The organism is Niabella beijingensis (assembly GCF_020034665.1).
Classification (GTDB): domain Bacteria; phylum Bacteroidota; class Bacteroidia; order Chitinophagales; family Chitinophagaceae; genus Niabella; species Niabella beijingensis.
On sequence record NZ_JAIQDI010000002.1, the window covers coordinates 2068151 to 2088486 of the forward strand.

A 20336-nucleotide genomic window follows, 5' to 3' on the forward strand; every position below is an offset into this window, starting at 1 on the left:
GTAATATGAAAGCGTTAATCAATAAAACAGTCTCACTTCTTTTAATTATTTTACTGTTCGGTTCCTGTGTAAAACAGGTGCTGGATAAAAAGCCGGTCAGCAGTTTTCCGGGAGAGGATTTCTATAAAACGCCCGACGATGCGCAGGCAGGTGTCAATGGCATTTACAATGCCGCACAGGGTGTGTTCCGGATCAATTTTGCTTACTGGGGCGAAGCAAGGGCCGATAATGTGCAAACCGCCCAATCCGGAGAAAGCCTGACGCTCACACAGAATAACCTTACCGAATCAGCAGTATCGGCAAACTGGACGGGTTTATATACCATGATCAGCCGCGCCAATTATGCCATAGCTTATATACCCAACGCCTATCCCGGTGATCCGGACGGAGGTAAACAGCTGATGGGCCAGGCCCGTGCCTTACGTGCGCTTGCCTACTTTTACCTGGTAAGGGTTTGGGGAGATGTGCCTCTGGTCACTGAGCCCTATACCTCTATAGAACAGGATATTTTTGTCAGTAAAACCAATAAGGAACAGGTACTGGATCAGATTGAAACGGATCTTGGCTATGCGGTTCAGAATTGTGCAGACCGGTTCAACAACAACGACGACCGGATCAAATTCACAAAAGGAGGTGCCTATGCATTGCTTGCCCAGGTTTACATGTGGCGGAAAAAATATGCGGAGGCAGCCACCGCATCAAAAATGGTGCTTGATAACAGCCTCTACACGCTCGCCGCTTCTATGGACGATTGGGGAAAAATATTTACCAATAGTTATTCTTCCGAAAGCATTTTTGAAATAGGCTACAATGAAACTCAAACCAACTCGTTAAGGGTGCTTTATGCTGTAGGATCCGACGCCATGTTCACACCTTCTGCAAAATTCCGTTCCTCCTATGAGCAGGGCGACAAACGGATCCCTTATGTATATGATACTACGGTAGCAACGCCCAAAGCCATCTGGAAATTCCTGGGGAAAGGCGTCAGTGATGAAGATCCCTCCCCCTCCCGTCAGAACATCGTGTTAATACGCCTTGCAGACATCCTGTTGCTGAGGGCTGAAGCGCTGGCCCGGACCGGCGGTACCAATATTGCAGAGTCCCTGAGCTTATTAAACCGCATCCGGCAGCGGGCCGGCTTGCCCGCTTTTGAAACGGAAGCCGCTGCGGCCGCCCGTTATGGTGACCTGGAATCGGCCATTTTACATGAACGTTCCATTGAGCTTTGTTTTGAAGGGCACCGGTGGTTTGACCTGGTACGTACGGGAAAGGCGATCACCACCATGCGCCCGGTTAACGGCCTTAGCGATGAACGCAACCTGGTATGGCCGGTTTTTGTAAGTGTTTTAAATAAAAACCCCAACCTGGAGCAAAGCGAGTTCTATAAATAACAGACATCAGCGTACGTCTGATCAGTAATACTAAAATTCCGGGAACGAACCGTCTGTAATAAACATTCCTATTTATCAAACAGCATATGAATCTTATTATCCGGCGTTCCTCCCTACATTAAAAACATAAAAATATTGCGGATGAAAACGAATATAAAAAATCCGGGACTTCCAACATTTCTGGGACTGCTCTTCCTGAATGTATGTTACCTGTTTCTTTTACCGGCTTGCGAGAAGCAAAAAAATTTCAGCTACGAATATGACAATCCGGGGGGAAAAATGAGCATCTCCGCCTGGCAATTTGTGCAGCAGACAGACTCCCTGGCATTGTTAAGCGAAGCCATTACTGCTGCCGGGCTTCAGGATTATTATTCCAATGCCGAAGTACATACCTTTATTATGCCAACGAACGCCGCCTTCCGGACCTATATGTCTGTAAACAAATACACCAGCATCGCAGCCATTCCCGTCCCGATCCTCCGGAATACGCTTTTATACCATATTGTAAAAGCGAAAGTGCTTTTTTCAGATCCGGCCCTGTCACAGAATAACAATCCCATTGCCTATGAAACCGCAAACGGGCAATCGATGTACCTGTCTCACAACGCCAATTACCAGGGGCTGATCAATGAACAGACCAATAAAAGCTGGACGATATCCGTCTCCAACCTGGAGCCGGTGAACGGCGTTATCCATATTGTTCCGGAACTCGTTTATTTTTCTGCCAAAACAGCCGGCACCAATATACCCGATCCGGCAATTGTCAGCGATACCATTTATGCCACGCAGGATACCTACATCAACGGCGGAAGTCTGAAGGCGTCCAACTTCGGGAGCGATCCCCTGATCAAACTGAAAAATGTGGATGGCAGCGGTGATTACGATCGCAAGATCTACCTGATGTTCGACTTAAACCAGCTCACCAAAACAGGCACCCTGCGAAACGCCAGCATCGAGGTGGGCGTCAATTTTACGCATGGCCTTGGCTTAAAAATGGATCTGTATAACGTTGCGGATACCAGCTGGTCAGAAAAATCAATGAACTGGAACAATGCACCGGCACCGGACCAAACACCCGTGGCATCCCTTGTTACCGGAAAGGTGGCCACCTTTCAGTGGAACTGTACCGGCTTTATTGGCCCCCGCCTGCAACAACCCCGGAAGATTTCCGTAATGCTCGACGGAGAAGCAAAGGGCAATGAAACCAATGACCTGATCTCCAAAGAAAATCCGCTCAGCAAGCCCCCCCGCCTGGTGGTTACCTTCTCCTCCGGGAACAGCATGCTTGAAATGGGAATCAATAATGGAATGACGGTTTCAAAAGGCGGTATTGCAGTGCTGAAAACAGCAATGCTTGAGATGAAAGGCGCCGCACCGGCCGATATTATTTACACCCTGGAATCAGCACCCGCAAACGGATGGCTGATCATGGGCTCCTCCATTCTTACCACCGGCAGTAAATTCACGCAGCTGGATCTGGATATGAGCAATATCGTCTATGTACATTCCGGTTCAGGCGGTGCTGCCGATCAACTTTCCCTTTCGGTTGCAGACCCCGACGGTGGTCTGATCGAACCTTTCGATTTTAACATCAGCATTCAGTAATTAACCCATAGCGCTTTATTGATACGAATAAACGATCATGAACGCTATATTGAAAGGAAGCCTGTTTCAGCAATGAAAAGTTATTGTGTCCCCGGGAAATACGTTTTTTTATCTGTTCTCTTGCTGATGGCAGTCATCATGAACAGTTACAGCCAGGAAAAACCGGCCCCGGATTTTGAAAAGAAAGGATTCTATATTGATCTGCGTAACCAGGTCATGACCATGGAAGCCTTAAAAAATACGGCAAAAGAGCTGGCAGAACTGGGAATCAATACCCTGGTTATGGAATGGGATGCCACTTACCCTTATGAGAACAATGCCACGATCTCCGGCAGGCTGGCATATACACGCGAAGAGATCAGTTCCTTTGTAAATTATTGCGGTAAAATAGGTATTGACGTTATTCCCATCCAGCAGTGCTTTGGTCATGTGGAATATATTTTACGGCACGACCGGTACAGTAGTTTGAGGGAGGATGCCAAAGATCTTTCGCAGGTCTGTCCGTTGCAGACAACAGCGGACAGTTTACTTTTTTCAGATCTGTTCAGGGATATGGCCCGGCTCCATCCTTCAAAGTACCTGCACATCGGTGCCGATGAAACCCGGCTGCTGGGGCATTGTGCTGCCTGCAAAAAAAAGATGGAGCAGGAAGGCGTATCCCGGCTTTTTGTGGACTATGTAAAAATGATGTGCCAGATCGCCCTAAAGCTTGGAAAGACCCCGCTAATCTGGTCGGATATGATCCTCAAACATCCTGAAGCTGCAGGCGCACTTCCCAAAGAAACGATCATCATCGACTGGAATTATGGCTGGCGGAATAATCTTTTCGGAGATATCGGGTTGCTAAAAGATAAAGGTTTTACGATATGGGGAGCACCTTCGATACGGAGTCATCCTGATAACTGGTATGTTACAGACTGGGCCACGCATTTCAGCAACCAGCGGGATTTTATCCCTTACGCCCGTACCCGGAATTATAAAGGGATGATCATGACCTCCTGGTCTACTTCCGGTGTATACAGTTTTATACGGGATGTGGGCAATGAGGTAGTAAGCATGGAACCGATACGGAACAATTATCCCCTTTCCGGTTTTCGCATCCTGATAGCGGCCTACGCCTGGTCGCTGCAGCAAAAGCAGGCCCTGGATCCGGAAGCTTTTGTGATCCGGTATGCCAAAGAGCGTTTTGGGCTTAATGATGCCGGAGGAAAAAAATTATGGGAGGCGCTTATGGTTCCGCCAGAGCTGCTCATAAAGGGAAAACCCGCGCAAAGTCAGTCAATAGCTGCGTTGGCTGCCCGCAACAACGAAGCCGTTCAACTGTTAAAAGAACTAAAGCCGCATCGTCATCAAAAAGAGTTTGAGCATTTCAGACTGATGGCTGACCTCAGGGCTTATTATCTTTCCTTTAAAGAGATCCTGGCGCTCTACAATACGGCGGACTTTTCCCGTAAAGCAGCCGGTGCGCTTATCCCCCGGGTACAGGTGTTGCTGAACCAGGCAAAAGAGCTGGACCGGAGGTTTTCGGATCTGAATAACGGCTTTTTAAAAAACCCTGAGATCATCTACCAGAACAGGATACGGAACCAGCCGGTCCAATGGCTGTATGAGCGACTGGCAGGTATTAATGAAAAATGAATAGGGCTGCTGTATCGTCAGCGATAATCGTAACGGTGCTACCGCCCTGCCGACCCTGCAGGCAGCGATTGTGCCCCTTCAGTATTTGAACAATTATTTGTGTGCCAAATGTTTTATAAATGAACAACTACATGCTTGTCTTATTAACAACCATCATACTGGTCTTCAATACCGGATGTAAAAAATCCGCCACCGAAGCCCCCGAAAAAGATACCCCATCCTCATCCCCCAGGGTGATCACTTTTGCGGGGCATGAATGGGAAGTAAAGAGTTCTGCGAAAGAGAAGCTGGGGCCGGGGCCCAATTATTTTTCCGACTCGGAAGAAAACGTATGGGTGGATGGTACGGGCAGATTGCATTTAAGGATTACCTACCGTAATGGCAAATGGCTGTGCGCGGGCATCACGTTGCTAAAGTCCTTCAGCTATGGCCGCTATGTTTTTGAAATGGGCAGCCGCACGGATACGCTGGATAAAAATATTGTGGGAGGGCTTTTTACCTATAAGAATGATACCCAGGAGATCGATATTGAATTTTCCAAATGGAGCGTTACAGGCAATATAGATGCCCAGTTTGCCGTACAGCCCTCCAACCGCACCGGGAATAAAAAACGGTTTTATCTGGATCAGGACAGCGATGTAACAACACATTGGTTCAACTGGCAGCAGGACCGGATCGATTTTGCAAGTTATTACGGAGCTATGACAGACACTGCGGCAACCAATACGATACAAAAATGGACCTATACCGGAAACGATATCCCGCCGGATACTGATGAAAAGGTTAAAATAAACCTATGGTTGTTTAAAGGCGTTCCGCCGTCCAACCTGAAAGAGGCTGAAATGATCGTATCCGGCTTAAAATACAATAACGAATAAAAGTTCCAAATCTTACATCAGCCTGCCAGACCCACCGGGCCTTTTCTTATAATGGCACTATCTGTCCGGTCTTTACCGATTCATCACAGGCAAAGGCAATGCGCAGACTGTTCACCGCATCATTCATATGATCGGTAAGATCTTCATCGTTCACAATGGCATTATAAAAATACTGCTGCTGCCGCTTGCACAATTCCTGGTGACCGGGTTCATCCTGCATATCTACCCACTCATCTTTTTTTACAAAATGGTCGTTGGCATCCACATCGGCATGGTGCAGTAAAATGGATTCTGTTTTTGTATGTGAATCGATATCGGAGGAAGACCCCGCCCCACCGGCATTCTTTGCCACAATAGAAACAGAACCTTTTGGTCCGATAACATCCTTTATAAAAAAAGCGGTTTCACTAACCATGGGCCCCCAGCCGGCCTCGTACCAGCCTACGGACCCGTCCTCAAAGCGGATCTGCAGCTGACCATAATTATAGTTCCCCTCCGGTACCGCGTCTGAAAGCCTTGCACCGATGGCTGTTACCTGCACCGGCTTTGAACGGGTCATCTGGCACATCACATCAATATAATGCACACCGCAATCCACAATGGGGCTCATGTTGGAAAGGAATTTTTTATGTACCTGCCATTCGTGTCCGCTGCTTTGCTGGTTCAGGTTCATCCGCATTACCAGCGGCCGGCCCAGCCCGGCTGCCAGGTCTATAAATTTTTTCCAGGAGGGATGATGCCGCAGTATATAGCCGATCACCAGTTTTTTATTGTTCTTTTTTGCAGCAGCCACTACCCGCTCCGCTCCCGCCACCGAGTCGGCCAGCGGCTTTTCAATAAACACATCACAACCCGCTTCCAGGGCAGCAATAGCATAGGCTTCATGACTGTCCTGGTAGGTGGCAATACAGACTGCATCCGGTTGCGTGGCAGTAAGCGCCTCGTAATAATCGGAATAGAGCGGATAGGCCGTGTCCAGCTTTTTGTTCAGTTCCTGGTTGCTGCTGCCCCGGGATACCAGTCCGCAGATCTCAAATGCTTCCATCTGATGGTAGGCCGCAGCGTGGGAGGCGCCCATATTGCCGCAACCCGCCACCAGTATCCGTGTACGTTTTTCACTCATATGTTTGATTTCATTTTATTACCGGTAAATACTCCAAACTTAACGGAAATCAACGGAAAATCAGGAATGGCTGTAGCGCTTTTTTATTTCTTGCAGAAGGCGCACAGCCTTGGATAAAGCAACGTTTGCAAAACTTTGCGCAACCGGTAAAACCGGCACAGAGATAATCTGCAAAAATCCGCTGATCAGCGGGAAAAATTGCCTGCAGATCGGCACAGACAATCGCATCCGCAACAGATACAACGCTCCGGTTTATTTTTCGTAAATTCCCGCATCAAATAATGCATATGGATTTTTTAAAAACACTCCGCGTTGAAAAAACAAACAGTGGTACCAGCACCGGCTGCAGCTGGCTGGATAAACCGGCTGAAGACATAACATCTTATTCCCCCGTTGATGGCCGGATTATCGGCACCGTTTCGGCCACCACAGAAGTAACCTATAACGAGGTGGTGGCAAAAGCACAGGCTGCTTTTACCGAATGGCGCAGCTGGCCCGCACCACGGCGGGGTGAGGTTGTGCGCCAGGTGGGTGAAGCCTTACGGGCCCATAAAGATGCCCTGGGCCGGCTGGTATCCTATGAAATGGGAAAAAGCCTGCAGGAAGGCTGGGGCGAGGTACAGGAGATGATCGATATCTGCGATTTTGCCGTTGGGCTCAGCCGCCAGCTTTACGGACTTACCATGCACAGCGAGCGGCCGGGCCACCGGATGTATGAGCAATACCATCCGCTGGGTGTGGTAGGCATTATTTCTGCCTTCAACTTCCCGGTGGCCGTATGGAGCTGGAATGCCATGCTGGCCTGGGTGTGCGGCAATACCTGTATCTGGAAGCCATCGGAAAAAACGCCCCTTTGTGCCGTTGCCTGTCAGCATATAATCGCTAACGTATTTGCCGCCAATAAAGTACCGGATGGTGTCTGCAATTTAATTTCCGGAGAAAAAAATGCCGGGGAATGGCTGGCCGCAGATACCCGGATCGCTCTTGTTTCGGCTACCGGCTCTACTCGCATGGGCAAGGCCGTGGGGGCTGTTGTGGCAGCCAGGTTGGGCCGTTCCCTTTTAGAGCTGGGCGGCAATAATGCCATTATCATTTCAAAAGATGCCGACCTTGATATTGCCGTGCTGGGCGCGCTTTTTGGTGCCGTGGGCACCGCAGGACAGCGCTGTACCAGCACCCGCCGTCTTATTATTCATGCATCGGTTTATGATACGGTAAAGGGCAAACTAAAGCAGGCCTATGCACAGCTGAAGATCGGCGATCCGCTGGACCCGGCCAATCATGTGGGGCCGCTTATCGATACCGCTGCTGTACAGCATTATCTTAAAGCCATTGACCAATGCAAGGCAGAAGGCGGCAGTTTCCTGGTAGAGGGCGGCGTGCTTGAAGGCCCCGGATACGAAAGCAACTGCTACGTAAAGCCCTGTATTGCAGAGGCAAAATCAACGCTTCCTATAGTTAAACAGGAGACCTTTGCCCCTATCCTTTACCTGCTGCGCTACCAGGAGCTGGATGAAGCCATTGCCATCCAGAATGATGTACCCCAGGGCCTCTCCTCGGCCATTATGACGCTCAACCTGCGGGAAGCGGAGCAGTTCCTCTCCCATGCCGGCAGTGACTGCGGCATTGCCAATGTGAATATCGGTACTTCCGGTGCAGAGATCGGCGGGGCCTTTGGCGGTGAAAAAGAGACCGGCGGCGGCCGGGAAAGCGGCAGCGACGCCTGGAAGAACTATATGAGACGGCAGACCAATACCCTCAACTACAGCACTGCATTGCCGCTGGCACAGGGCATCCAGTTCAATGTATAAATGGTAAAGTTTTTTTAAAAGAAATTGATGGTGCAACGTTTAAAAATACGGCGGCATCGTATAAACGATACCGGACCCGCACCTTTACAGGATCTTTTAAGATTATCTTTAAGGGGGATCCTTTATTTTTGCAGCTTTTGCATATCGAAAATACAATCACATAACACATGATGAAATTGTTGAAAAAGACCGGATTGACACTACTGACAGGAGCATTCCTGATGAGCGGTTATGGTCAGTCTGCCACTCCCAAAGGATGGCACCTCCAGGATCTGAAAGCCAATGGCTACTATGGCATCAGTCTCGACAAAGCCTATGACTATCTTAAAGCAAACAACAAAAAGAGTACCCCTGTTATTGTCGGCATTGTCGACTCCGGCATCGATACCACGCATGAGGATCTGCGGCCGGTATTGTGGACTAACAAGGGCGAAATACCCGGCAACGGCATCGATGATGATAAGAACGGCTATGTGGATGATGTACATGGCTGGAACTTTATCGGCGCCCGCGAAGGCAAGTCCAATGTAACCAAGGACTCCTACGAAGCGGCACGCGTATATTGGGGCCTGAAAAGCAAATACGAAGTAAAAACAGAAAGCCAGGTGCCTGAGGCCGACAAGGAAGAGTACAAAATGTGGCTGCGCGCCAAAGAAGACATCTTCAAGCCGGAAGAAGGTGGTGGCTCGGATGATGCCTTTCTGGAAAAAGCGCTTAAGATGATGAAGGTGGGTGATGAAGTGATCCGTCAGGATCTTAAAAAAGAAAAATACGGCCTGAAAGACCTTGCCAGCTATAATGCCAGCAATATGAATGCCAGTCAGTTTAAATTTTTTCTTACTTCCATTAACAAAGACAACAACAGCGAGGATATCACCAACAAGGACCTGATCGAAGAAGTGGAGCGCGATGTGGAAAAAATGAACAACAAAAAACGCCCGCCGGAAGATTACCGCAATGAAGTGGTAAAGGATAATTATAAGGATATCAACGACCGTTTTTACGGCAATAACAATCTTACAGTAGATGATCAATCGGCCATGCACGGCACCCATGTGGCGGGCATTGTAGGCGCTGCACGTAAGAACGGTAAAGGTATGGACGGCGTGGCCGACAATGTGCAGATCATGGCGGTACGGGCCGTGCCCAATGGCGACGAGCACGATAAGGATGTGGCACTGGGTATCCGCTATGCGGTGGACAATGGTGCGCGTGTCATTAATATGAGCTTTGGAAAAGGCTATTCTCCCGAAAAAAAATGGGTGGATGAGGCCGTAAAATATGCAGTGGAAAAAGGCGTGCTGCTGGTACATGCAGCGGGCAACGACAAGCAGAATAACGATACCACGTATAACTTCCCTTCTGCTTATTACCTGGACAAAAGCAGACCCGCCACCTGGATCACCGTGGGTGCCAGCGGACCTGACAGCACCAGTGGCCTGGTAGCTAATTTTTCCAACTATGGTAAAAAGGAAGTGGATGTGTTTGCTCCCGGAGTGCTGATCTACTCTACCCTGCCGGGTGGCGATGTATATGGTAACCAGCAGGGCACCAGCATGGCAGCACCCGTGGTAAGCGGACTGGCAGCGCTGATCATGAGCTACTACCCCGATCTTACAGCCGTACAGGTAAAAGAGATCATAGAGAAATCCGTGGTAAAACCGGCTTCAAAAGTCACCAATCCGGAAAACGGGGAGGAAGTATGGCTGTCGGACCTGTCCACAACCGGAGGTATCGTAAACGCTTATGAGGCAGTAAAACTGGCAGATACCTACGCAAAAAAGGGCGGTGCGGCCACCGGTAAGCCGGCCACAAAGAAACCTTCGTCCAGAAAGCGTAAATAAAGATTTTTGCTATAGCAAGAGGCTGTTTCCATATATTTGGGGGCAGCCTCTTTGGTTTTAAGCGGTTAAAGTGTTAATTCTGTATACAAAAAGGTACATTGTCAACCCTTTACAATAAATTTGTTGATTAAAATAGTTTCAATCGATGCCACTGCACCATTTATTTGTAGTTTATCTGATCAGTATCCTGTTGGTCTTTCTCCCCTCCTTTGGTCTTGCCAAATTATTTAAAAAAGCCGGTGTTGCATCCTGGAAGGCCTATGTGCCTTTTTACAATACCTGGGTAATGCAGGATATTGCGCAGCGCCCCAAGCATTGGGTATTCTGGCAGTTCATCCCCATCGTGGGCTGGTTCATCACCCCCGGCATTTTTATCGAGTTTGCAAAAGTGTTTTGCCGGTTCTCATTTGGCGATCATTTTTTTGCCGCCCTGTTTGCCCCCTTTTATTTTCCCTGGCTGGCGCAGAACAAGGATGCCCGTTTTATTAAAGCCGAAGGCGTAAAGCACCACCAGAAGCCCGCCTGGCGTGAGTGGGTGGACGCCGCAATTTTTGCGGTAGTGGCTGCCACTCTTATCCGCATCTTTATATTTGAGGCCTATGTGATCCCTTCCAGCTCTATGGAGAAGACCCTGCTTATTAACGATTATCTTTTTGTAAGCAAGTTCAGCTATGGCCCGCGGATACCCAATACGCCCCTTTCCGTACCTTTTGTACATAATTATTTACCCGGCAGCAGTCTTAAATCGTATACCACGCTTATCGAGCTGCCTTATATCCGCTGGTTTGCTTCACCGGTAAAACGGAACGACTGTGTGGTATTCAACTTTCCCGAAGGTGATACGGTCGTCAACAAAGATGGCTACCAGTCCTTCCAGCCCTATTATTCACTGGTGCGGATGTATGGCCGCGAAGAAGTGCAGAAGAACCCCGAGTTTCAGCCGCTGGCGGTGCACCCGGTAGATAAAACGGATAACTATATCAAACGCTGTGTAGGTGTGGCGGGCGACTCGCTGAAGATCGTGGATGGTATTGTATACATCAACAACCAGCCGGGTAATATCCCTCCCACTTCTGCCACCTATTATACCTTCCGCACCAAGAACAATACACCGGTGGATCCGGATTTTCTCCGCGAATCCGGCATACGGCTGAATATGGAAAGCAACAGCCCGGATTTTACGGCGATGCAGGGCGGCTATTACAGCATTAACCTGACACTTCCCGAGCTCGATATACTGAAAAAGCTTACAGTGATCGATCCCAACAGCATTGCAAAGGACGTATCGCCTGCCGGCTATACCGAGCCCTTTACATTCCCTTTTGATACGGTGCATTACAAGTGGAACCGGGATAATTTCGGTGCGATCTGGATCCCCAAAAAAGGAGCCACCCTTACCCTTACCAAAGAAAACATTGCGCTGTACCGCCGCGCTATACAGGTGTATGAAAAAAATACACTGGTGGAAAACCCGGATGGAAGTTTTGTTATCAACGGTACCTCCACCAACAAATACACTTTTAAAATGGACTACTACTGGATGATGGGGGACAACCGCCACAAATCGCAGGACAGCCGCTACTGGGGTTTTGTACCGGAAGACCATGTGGTGGGCCGTGCGGCCATGATCTGGTTCAGCTACGAAAATGGCCCGCGCTGGAAGCGCTTCTTTAAGATCATTAAATAATCAGAACCCATAAAGAACCGTCTTCAGGGGTCATCTCAGGATGCCGCTTTTGAAGACGGTTCTTTTTTATCCATCGGTCTGTAAAAAAATCAGCGGCAATCTGCGGGAGGGTATTCACACCGATCCTGGCAGCAACGCATCACCATTCGTAGAAATACAATCCTGCCGAAGCGATCGTGGGATTTAACCGGGACGATTCAATCTCAATTTTTATTTCATTGGCCGTTACCGGGTCAAAATGCAGCAGGCGTTTATAGCCGATCGTTGTTTCCTGTACAAAGGGTTTCCATGCGCCATCCTGTTTGTAATACACACTGAATTGTTCCACGCGCTGTCCTATCCGTATATCTTCCTGTATAGAAAAGGCATTAAAGGTCCGGGGCTGTTTCAGCTTAAATACAAGGGTAGTGGCCGTATCACCGCCCCGCGTGGTAAAATATGTGGCATCCTTTCCGTCCAGCAAGGCTGCCGTGTTCACACCGTTGTTACAGGTTATTGCTGCTCCTGCAAGCAAATTGGTTTTAAACAGTTCTTTGCGCATCCGGCTCCACTGCTGCAGGGTTCTTACATCGCTTTCATTAATAAGCCCTCTTTTATCCGGCGGCACATTCAACAGCAACACGCTGTTCATCCCAACAGAAGTAAAATAGATCTGCATCAGCTCCTTCGGTGTTTTCACCTTTTCATCCTGGTCTGCATGATAGAACCAGCCCGGCCGTATGGAAACATCCGTTTCTGCCGGGTACCATACCAGGCCCTTTGCAGTTGCTATCCGGTCACGGCCGCCCAGATCGCTGCCGGTCATATCACTCTGGGGTTTAAACAACATTCCCTGCTGAGATCCTGCCGCAATCTGATCCTGGTCGAGGTTATTGGTGGGCACCACGCTCCATTCCGTTCTGCGTCCCTTTCCGCTTTCAGTGCCTACCCACCGCACATCCGGCCCCATGATCGCGATCACCGCCTGCGGTTGCAGTTTGCGGATCAGCTTGTACCAGCGGTTAAAATCATACACCTGCTTTTTACCGTTCGGCCCTTCCCCGTTCGCACCGTCAAACCATACTTCATCCACCTTCCCATACCAGGTCAGCAGCTCTGTAAGCTGCTTTACAAAAAACTCATTATACGCATCCGTACCATAAACGGAAGCGTTGCGGTCCCAGGGGGAGAGATATACGCCAAAGCCCATCCCCAGTTTTTTGCAGGCCGCCGCCACTTCCTTTACCACATCACCTTTGCCGCTTTTCCAGGGACTGCTTTTTATGGAATGGTCCGTGGTTTTGGTCGGCCACAGGCAAAACCCGTCATGGTGCTTGGCCGTAATGATCACCTGCTTAAAACCCGCATCCTTCATGGTCTTTACCCACTGCACCGCATCCAGAGCTGTTGGGTTAAACAGCGCCGGGTCCTCTTTGCCGTCGCCCCATTCTTTTCCTGTAAAGGTATTGATGCCAAAATGAAAAAAGGCCGTCAGTTCCAGCTGCTGCCAGCGCAGCTGCCGTGCCGTGGGCACAATATTGGCGGCTTTTTGGATGATCTGCTGTTCGGAAGTACCCGGCGCCAGGCTTACAAAATTTTCCTTCTGCGCCCTTGCCGGTGCGGATAATGAAACCATTGCTACAACCGGTAAAATATATTTTCTCATTATTGCTATTTTATTGAGCTTAAAAAACAGGGCCTAAGATACGGAGATCGCCGCCCATTTTACTACCTGTGCAACCGCGGTTGCACAGCATTATTAAGGCATTTTCTACCAGCCGGGATTTTGCGTAAGCGATCCCTGGCCTAATGTGATCTGATCGGTGGGAATCGGGCTCAGGTAAAGTTTATCATTCCAGGTACGCATGGCTCGGGTATAGGGTGCCACCACTTTTTTCTGTTTACCATCCCAATCTGCAAACGTAGTGGTATTAACTCCCAGGAAGACATTCGAATTAAAATAACTGTTATACATATTTTGTACGGCGGTACTTGCAACAATACCATACACGGTCTTGGGATTCTCAATCAGTTTCCCGGCGTTCCAGCGTACAATATCATCCCAACGGAATCCTTCAAATGCCAGTTCGATCCGCCGTTCTCTGCGGATCTCATAGATCAGCGGAGATACCGCATAGCCGTACCGCGCTCTTCCCGCAATGGTGGTGGCAGCAGGATCCGCAGGAGGATTTATCAGCAGCCGGGCCATTTTGCCGTTGGGCAGGGAAGGCTCGTCCAGCCGCGCCCGCAGCAGATTCACCGACTTGTCCAGGTCAGCCTGTGTAATAGTGCCCAGCTCGGCCAGCGCCTCGGCATAGATCAGCAGCACTTCCGCATACCGGAATACGAACATATCATAGGTCGTCTGATTCGCTTCATTCTGCTGAGGGATGGGACTCCGGAATTTCATAGACAGGTAACCGGTAGGCGAACCGCTGTTCACGGTTGTAAAATAATTTGATGTAGGACTGGTGTTGTTTAGAAAAGTGGGAAGGAACCGGTTATCGATCATGTTCCGTAAACGCGGATCACGATTCTGAAATTCAAGCGTGGTGGAATCATCGCCCTTGTATCTCGGACTTAGCCGTACCGGCAAACCATCATCACAGAGAAAATCCTCGATCAGGTCCTTGCTTATCCCCGTTCCTGATTCACCGGAGGTCCTCGACAAGCCGCTGGTCAGCACATTTACCAGGTAGATCTTGGGCAGTACGCATTCTTTATTTCCGGTAAGGTCTTCAGTAATGAATTGCTCGCGGTAATACAACGGATAATCCTTCGCTGCATGGGTATTGGTCTTGGCATCTACCAGGTCTCCGGTTTTAAAATAATACAATGCTGCCGGCCGCACAATCTCGTAGCGGTTACTTTGCATCATCTGCCGCGCCGCGTTAACGGCTTTATTCAGATAAGCCTCCCATCCGGCAATGCTGCGGTATTTCATCCAGGTGCCCTGGTACAGGTTCACCCGTGCCAGCAGTTGCAGGGCCGCATATTTGTGCAGCCGACCCAATTCTGCGTTATTCGGCTCCGGCAGGTTATTCACTGCAAAATTCAGATCTTCAATCACACTGTCGATCACCGTTTGCCGCGGGGTCCGTTGTTTATAGAGGAAAGTGGTATCATTAACATTCAGGTCCTGGTTGATCCAGGGCACATCACCAAATGTTTTTACCTTATTAAAATATTCATAGGCTCTGAAGAAACGGATCTCACCTACATACTGATTGATCTTAACCGGGTCATCCACTACTTCCCGGTAACGGAGTAAAAAATAATTGGCGTTGCGGATATTCGACCAATCAGAATTATCCCAGCCACCGCCGCTTGCGGGCACTACCACATCGCCATACAACCAGGTGTTCGGTGTATTCTTCACACAGTTATCGCTTCGTTCGTCCGCATCGATATTTGGCACATAAAGAGCGGAATAAAAATTATTGCAATATAGTTTCAGGTTATCGATGCTGCTCCAGAAATTCAGATCCGTAATGGCATCCTGGGGCATGCGGTCCAGCACTTTTTTACAGGAGCTGCCCAGCAGCAGCAGTGCGGCTATATATAAAATTTGTTTTGTTTTCATGTGTAATTTTTTTATGGTTCCTGTTGTAATCCAACCGGGCCTTATTTTAAATTGATGTTGATGCCGAAGGACCAGGATTTGGTAATGGGATATCCCATCAGGCTCAGGTTTTCAGGATCATATAATTTTGACAGCTTTGTAAAGGTGAGCACATTCTGCCCGGTAATATAAAGCTTCAGGTTGCTGATCCTCGCCCGCTGCAACCAGGGCTGGGTAAAGGTATAGCCCAGTGTTACCTGTTTTACACGCAGATAGGCGGCGTTCTGCAAATAACGGTCAACAGCATTCGAATATCCAAAACCACCACGGTTACCACGTGCGCCGTCAATGTATACACGGGGCAGATAGCCGCCGGGATTTTGATAGGACCAGTAATCCATCGCCGCTTCCATTGGTACATCCCACTCGCTGCCGATACCAAAGAAACGGCCATCGGGAACAAAATCCTGTTTTGCAACCCCCTGAAGGAAAAGATCGAAATCAAATTGCTTCCAGGTAATACCGCCGGTAACGCCATACATGTAATGCGGATTTCGGTTACCGATAATGGTCAGGTCGCCACTGTTATCTGCGGTACCGTTTCCGTTGGTTATTTTATTATCGCCGTTCAGGTCGATGTATTTTACATCCCCGGCATGCCACTGGTTATTGTATAACTGCGACTGGTCGATACTATATCCGGCGGCTTCTGCATCCGAAGCGAACAACCCTGCCGACTTCAGTCCCCATATTTCCCCCAGCCGCTGCCCCACATAGAAACTGCTGTTATCATTGCTCAACAGCTTTGTGGGATTATTATATTCGGTGATATAGGCATCCGAGTTCGACAACACAACCGAAGCCCGGTAAGAAAGTTCCGCACCCACATTATCACGCCATGCCAATGACAGTTCCCATCCCTTTGTTTTCAGGTTACCGGAGTTGGACCGGGGCACTTCCGTTCCCAGCACCGCAGGTAATGGTGATCTGGGAGCAAACATACCACTGGTATACCGGGTGTAATAGTCATACGCCAGGCTCAGCCGGTGTTGGAGAAACTCCATCTCCGTTCCCACATTCCACTGGCTTACTTTTTCCCAGCTAAAAGTGGGACTCACCAATCCCCCGGGCGCAATGCCTACAGGAAGTGTGGTGGTGTTTCCTAAGATATAGGGATAGGCTGCATTGATGTTATAAAAGGACAGGTATGGAAAGTATCCGAATTTATCAGGGTCCAGTGTCTGGTTTCCCAACCTTCCATAGGAGCCTTTTATTTTAAATTCATTGAACACTTCGGAAAGTCCGGTATTGTTCTTCCAGAACTGCTCATTGCTGATCCTCCAGGCGGCAGATACCGAGGGGTTAAATACATAACGGCTGTCCGGTGCAAATACGCTGGAACCATCATAACGCCCTACCAGACCCAAGTAATAGCGGTTGTCGTAATCGTAGTTAAGGCGTGCAAAATAACCCTGCACCGCCCAGCTGGGGATCGATTCATCCACGGCCATGTCTCCTGTAGCCCTGTTGAGCACCGGCAGGTTGTTGTCGATAAGGTTTTTGCGCTGCGCTGAATAAAACTTGATCTGTTTCACTTCTTCGTTATAACCCGCCATCAGACTGAGGTTGTGGAGCCCGATCTTTTTGGTATAGTTGCCGTAAATATTCAGCGCATGATAATAATCGTTGTTATTGCCCAGGTTCACCAGGTTAGGATTGGTCCAGGGATAAATATTATAAGTACCATCGGCATGGTATTCCCGGAAGAGCTGTGAGGTGAATTCGGTATTATCCGAATAAGGATTAAAGGTATAGTCGATATTCAGGTTCAGCTCCTTTACCGGGGTGATGGTAGCCGCAGCAGTAGCCCACAGGTCGTTCACCTTTTTTTGACTATGTCCGCCCAGGGCCCCTACAGCAAAGAGATTGGTGAAGCTACCCTGACCAGCAAAGTTCCCGTCCGGATGCCGGATGGGCATCAGCGGCCGCAGATCATTCTTTAGCTGGCCGCTGCTTTCCGTGATACCGGAGTTACCACCGGTTCCGCCGGAAGGATGATCCTCAAAGGAATAAGTATAGCGCACTTTACCCGTAACCTTCAGCCACTTCGTCACATCAGAACTGATGGACAGGTTGATATTGTGCCGCTGGTAATAGTCCTTATATGATTTCAGGAAACCGTTCTGCCGCATGTTCCCGTACGACATGTAATAAGAAGTATTTTTTGAACCACCGCTTACGGAAACATTGCTCTGGATAAGGCTTCCGCGTTTGTATAATTCAGATGTCCAGTCGGTATTGCCTACATAAGTGTAATAACCCGTTTTATCGATCGAGGGATCATAAAGCACATAAGGGTTATTTACCGGGTCATTGAAATAAGCCGTAACACCGTCCCGGATACGCTGCGAGAAATACGCTCCGTTACCGGCATTGATATTGGCCGAATCCATATAATTAATATAGGTAAGAGAGTTGACGTAGCGCGGACGCAATGTAAGATCGTTGAGCGCATAGGACCCGGAAACCGATACTACCGGCGACTGGTCTTTTTTACCGCTCTTTGTCGTGATCAATATAACACCATAGGCGGCACGGGCTCCGTAAATAGCGGCAGACGCACCATCTTTTAAAATTGTAACACTGGCTACATCATTCGGGTTTACAAGATTTGGATCCTGTACCACTCCGTCTACCAGTATCAGCGGCCCTCCTCCGTTTATAGAGGTGATCCCCCTGATATTGAAATTGGCCCCCTTCCCCGGTGCTCCCCCCTGCATGGTGATCTGCAGATTGGGTACCACACCCTGAAGACCTGCACCGATATTGGTAATTGGGCGATTTTCCAGCACCTTGCCCGACACCTGGGTAATGGCAGCAGATACATCGCCTTTCTTTTGAGTACCATATCCCACCACCACTACTTCATCCAGCTTGCTGTCGGCCTTTTCCAGTGAAATGTTTATGGTAGTCCGTTTGTTTACATTAATGGTCTGCGTAAGGTACCCGACCGACGACACTTCCAGCACCGCGTCTTCATCCACCTGTATGGAATACTTCCCGGCTTCATTGGTCATTACCCCCGTGCTCTGCCCCTTCACGGTAATGCTTGCGCCAGAAAGGGGCTTTCCCTCCGTATCTGTTACCGTACCGGTAACCGTCAGCTGATCTGCCTTAATGGTCCGGGCACCTCCTTCGCGGATGATAATGGTCTTTTCCACGATACTGTAAGTCAGCAGCTGATCAGTCAGCAACAGATCCAGTGCCTTGCGCAGCGGCATATTCTTTACCGATATGCTCACCGGCCTGCTGTTACGGAGCAGCGCATCCTTGTACAGGAAATTATACCCTGTCTGCCTTTTTATTTCTCCAAAAATAGCGGTAAGACCTCCTTTCTTTTTAGAAAGTGTTACATTCTGACCACTTACCGCAGCCGATGCGTGGATAGCGGTTGCAAGTAAAAAAATAACGGAAAGCTTCATACACAATAGCAATTTGTGGATCCCTTTTCGCCGCTGGCGAAAAGTGCAATCGTCCGGATAGAAATTCATACTTTTGCGATACCCTGCCTGACCGGCAGGTGGGTTTGGTGAATAGATGATTGGTATAAAAATTTATTTGCTAAACACTCCGGCGGGAAGTGGCTTCAACACTTTCCGCTTTTTATTTATTTGTTTTTGCTTACGATGATGCGGCGCCCTTTGATCTCGAATTGCAGTCCGCTGGTAAGCGCCAGCATTTCCAGCACCTTCGAGGCATTGATGTTACGGTTTACACTGCCGGATAAAGTGATTTTCGGAACCGGTCCTTCATAAAACACTTCCACATCATACCAGCGGCCTATTTCCTGCAGGATCTCATCCAGCGCCGTCTCCTTAAAATCAAAAAGCTGGCTCTTCCAGGCCACGGCGCTCACTGTATCCGACTTCATAATATCTACAGCTTCCGTAATTACCGCTGCCTGTCCGGGATTGATAAGGTTTGAATCCTTTTGATTACTTACCTGTACCAGCCCCTGCAGCAGGGTCACTTTTATTTTATTATCAAATGTGTTGATGTTAAAATGTGTCCCCAGCACTTTTACCTCTGTTTTTCCGTTCTCCACCACAAAAGGTTTATTTTCCTGATGAGCTACTTCAAAATAGGCCTCTCCGCTTACCTGTACCCGGCGTTCGGCCGCGGCAAACTGCAACGGATATTTTACTGAGCTTTCGGCATTCAGCCAAAGCCGGGTACTGTCTGCCAGTACAATCTCTATCGGCTGGCTGCCGCGCGGGTTAAAAATGGTGTTATACCCTTTTGCGTTTGCCGGGCGGCTGATGGTTGACGACCGTACCGCCCTGCTAGCCTTCAGCAATTGCTTATCGCCGTTTTCTAAAAAAAGTACGGCGTTGGCAGCGGCGGGTGGCGCCACATCTGTAATAACAGGCACCAGGGCCTGCTGCTTTTTTCCGGAGCGGGATGATGGCAGCAACCCGCCCACTGCCAACACCAGTAACACAGCAGCCGCTGCGATCCACCAGCCGGGCGCTATCTTTTTAACCTGATGCTGCGGCAACCGGCGCTGAATGTGCCGGTACAGCCGTTCCGATTCCTTAACGGTAAGAAATTTTTCAAACGCCAACCGGTCCCAGCAGGTATCGATCAGGGCTTCAATTGCTGCGGCATGCTCCGCACTCAGATAATATCCATACAACTCATCGGTTTCAGCTGTAGTAGCTGTTCCATCTGCAAGCAACTGAAGTAATTCTTCGATCCTGGATTTAAGCATTACGGCATCCCTTTTTTAACCATCAGGTATCTATAAGACAAGCGGCA

The 20336-nt window shown here is 49.0% G+C and carries 12 protein-coding genes; 7 read left to right on the plus strand and 5 right to left on the minus strand.

What is annotated here, in order from left to right:
* Positions 1-5: 5 nt before the first annotated feature.
* The 4 genes from K7B07_RS24750 to K7B07_RS24765 all read left to right on the plus strand — a co-directional run bounded on the left by K7B07_RS24750 (position 6) and on the right by K7B07_RS24765 (position 5512).
* On the plus strand, positions 6-1391 hold the full coding sequence (locus K7B07_RS24750; RefSeq protein WP_223713229.1) for a RagB/SusD family nutrient uptake outer membrane protein: 1386 nt from the start codon (positions 6-8) through the stop codon (positions 1389-1391).
* 141 nt (positions 1392-1532) lie between these two features.
* A complete protein-coding gene (locus tag K7B07_RS24755; protein WP_223713230.1) occupies positions 1533-2996 on the plus strand; it encodes a CBM96 family carbohydrate-binding protein in 1464 nt (487 codons plus the stop codon).
* Between the two features lie 126 nt (positions 2997-3122).
* Positions 3123-4634 carry a family 20 glycosylhydrolase gene (locus K7B07_RS24760; protein ID WP_223713231.1) on the plus strand — a complete coding sequence of 504 codons (1512 nt, stop codon included), beginning with the start codon at positions 3123-3125 and terminating at the stop codon, positions 4632-4634.
* 131 nt (positions 4635-4765) lie between these two features.
* Positions 4766-5512, plus strand: coding sequence for a glycoside hydrolase family 16 protein (locus K7B07_RS24765; RefSeq protein ID WP_223713232.1), 747 nt, complete (start codon positions 4766-4768; stop codon positions 5510-5512).
* Between the two features lie 46 nt (positions 5513-5558).
* Here the strand turns inward: K7B07_RS24765 and K7B07_RS24770 are convergent, their stop codons facing one another.
* Positions 5559-6635, minus strand: a complete 1077-nt coding sequence (locus tag K7B07_RS24770) for a Gfo/Idh/MocA family oxidoreductase (RefSeq protein ID WP_223713233.1) — start codon at positions 6633-6635, stop codon at positions 5559-5561.
* Positions 6636-6922: 287 nt separating this feature from the next.
* On the opposite strand from K7B07_RS24770, the gene amaB reads away from it, so the two are divergent.
* The 3 genes from amaB to lepB all read left to right on the plus strand — a co-directional run bounded on the left by amaB (position 6923) and on the right by lepB (position 11977).
* Positions 6923-8446 carry an L-piperidine-6-carboxylate dehydrogenase gene (gene amaB, locus K7B07_RS24775; RefSeq protein WP_223713234.1) on the plus strand — a complete coding sequence of 508 codons (1524 nt, stop codon included), beginning with the start codon at positions 6923-6925 and terminating at the stop codon, positions 8444-8446.
* A gap of 167 nt (positions 8447-8613) precedes the next feature.
* On the plus strand, positions 8614-10290 hold the full coding sequence (locus K7B07_RS24780) for a S8 family peptidase (protein ID WP_223713235.1): 1677 nt from the start codon (positions 8614-8616) through the stop codon (positions 10288-10290).
* Positions 10291-10435: 145 nt separating this feature from the next.
* On the plus strand, positions 10436-11977 hold the full coding sequence (gene lepB, locus K7B07_RS24785; RefSeq protein WP_223713236.1) for a signal peptidase I: 1542 nt from the start codon (positions 10436-10438) through the stop codon (positions 11975-11977).
* Between the two features lie 139 nt (positions 11978-12116).
* On the opposite strand, the gene K7B07_RS24790 is transcribed toward lepB, so the two are convergent.
* The 4 genes from K7B07_RS24790 to K7B07_RS24805 form a co-directional block, all read right to left on the minus strand.
* Positions 12117-13622, minus strand: coding sequence for an alpha-L-fucosidase (locus tag K7B07_RS24790; protein ID WP_223713237.1), 1506 nt, complete (start codon positions 13620-13622; stop codon positions 12117-12119).
* A 105-nt stretch (positions 13623-13727) separates the two neighbouring features.
* Positions 13728-15539 (minus strand): RagB/SusD family nutrient uptake outer membrane protein, encoded by a 1812-nt coding sequence (locus tag K7B07_RS24795; RefSeq protein ID WP_223713238.1) that lies wholly within the window; start codon positions 15537-15539, stop codon positions 13728-13730.
* Positions 15540-15580: 41 nt separating this feature from the next.
* A complete protein-coding gene (locus K7B07_RS24800) occupies positions 15581-19000 on the minus strand; it encodes a SusC/RagA family TonB-linked outer membrane protein (RefSeq protein ID WP_223713239.1) in 3420 nt (1139 codons plus the stop codon).
* Between the two features lie 185 nt (positions 19001-19185).
* Positions 19186-20289 carry a FecR family protein gene (locus K7B07_RS24805; protein ID WP_223713240.1) on the minus strand — a complete coding sequence of 368 codons (1104 nt, stop codon included), beginning with the start codon at positions 20287-20289 and terminating at the stop codon, positions 19186-19188.
* Positions 20290-20336 lie beyond the last annotated feature (47 nt).

Coding starts and splice junctions, on each gene's coding strand:
- K7B07_RS24750 (WP_223713229.1), top strand. CDS start 6: ATGAAAGCGTTAATCAATAAAACAGTCTCACTTCTTTTAATTATTTTA.
- K7B07_RS24755 (WP_223713230.1), top strand. CDS start 1,533: ATGAAAACGAATATAAAAAATCCGGGACTTCCAACATTTCTGGGACTG.
- K7B07_RS24760 (WP_223713231.1), top strand. CDS start 3,123: ATGGCAGTCATCATGAACAGTTACAGCCAGGAAAAACCGGCCCCGGAT.
- K7B07_RS24765 (WP_223713232.1), top strand. CDS start 4,766: ATGCTTGTCTTATTAACAACCATCATACTGGTCTTCAATACCGGATGT.
- K7B07_RS24770 (WP_223713233.1), bottom strand. CDS start 6,635: ATGAGTGAAAAACGTACACGGATACTGGTGGCGGGTTGCGGCAATATG.
- amaB (WP_223713234.1), top strand. CDS start 6,923: ATGGATTTTTTAAAAACACTCCGCGTTGAAAAAACAAACAGTGGTACC.
- K7B07_RS24780 (WP_223713235.1), top strand. CDS start 8,614: ATGATGAAATTGTTGAAAAAGACCGGATTGACACTACTGACAGGAGCA.
- lepB (WP_223713236.1), top strand. CDS start 10,436: ATGCCACTGCACCATTTATTTGTAGTTTATCTGATCAGTATCCTGTTG.
- K7B07_RS24790 (WP_223713237.1), bottom strand. CDS start 13,622: ATGAGAAAATATATTTTACCGGTTGTAGCAATGGTTTCATTATCCGCA.
- K7B07_RS24795 (WP_223713238.1), bottom strand. CDS start 15,539: ATGAAAACAAAACAAATTTTATATATAGCCGCACTGCTGCTGCTGGGC.
- K7B07_RS24800 (WP_223713239.1), bottom strand. CDS start 19,000: ATGAAGCTTTCCGTTATTTTTTTACTTGCAACCGCTATCCACGCATCG.
- K7B07_RS24805 (WP_223713240.1), bottom strand. CDS start 20,289: ATGCTTAAATCCAGGATCGAAGAATTACTTCAGTTGCTTGCAGATGGA.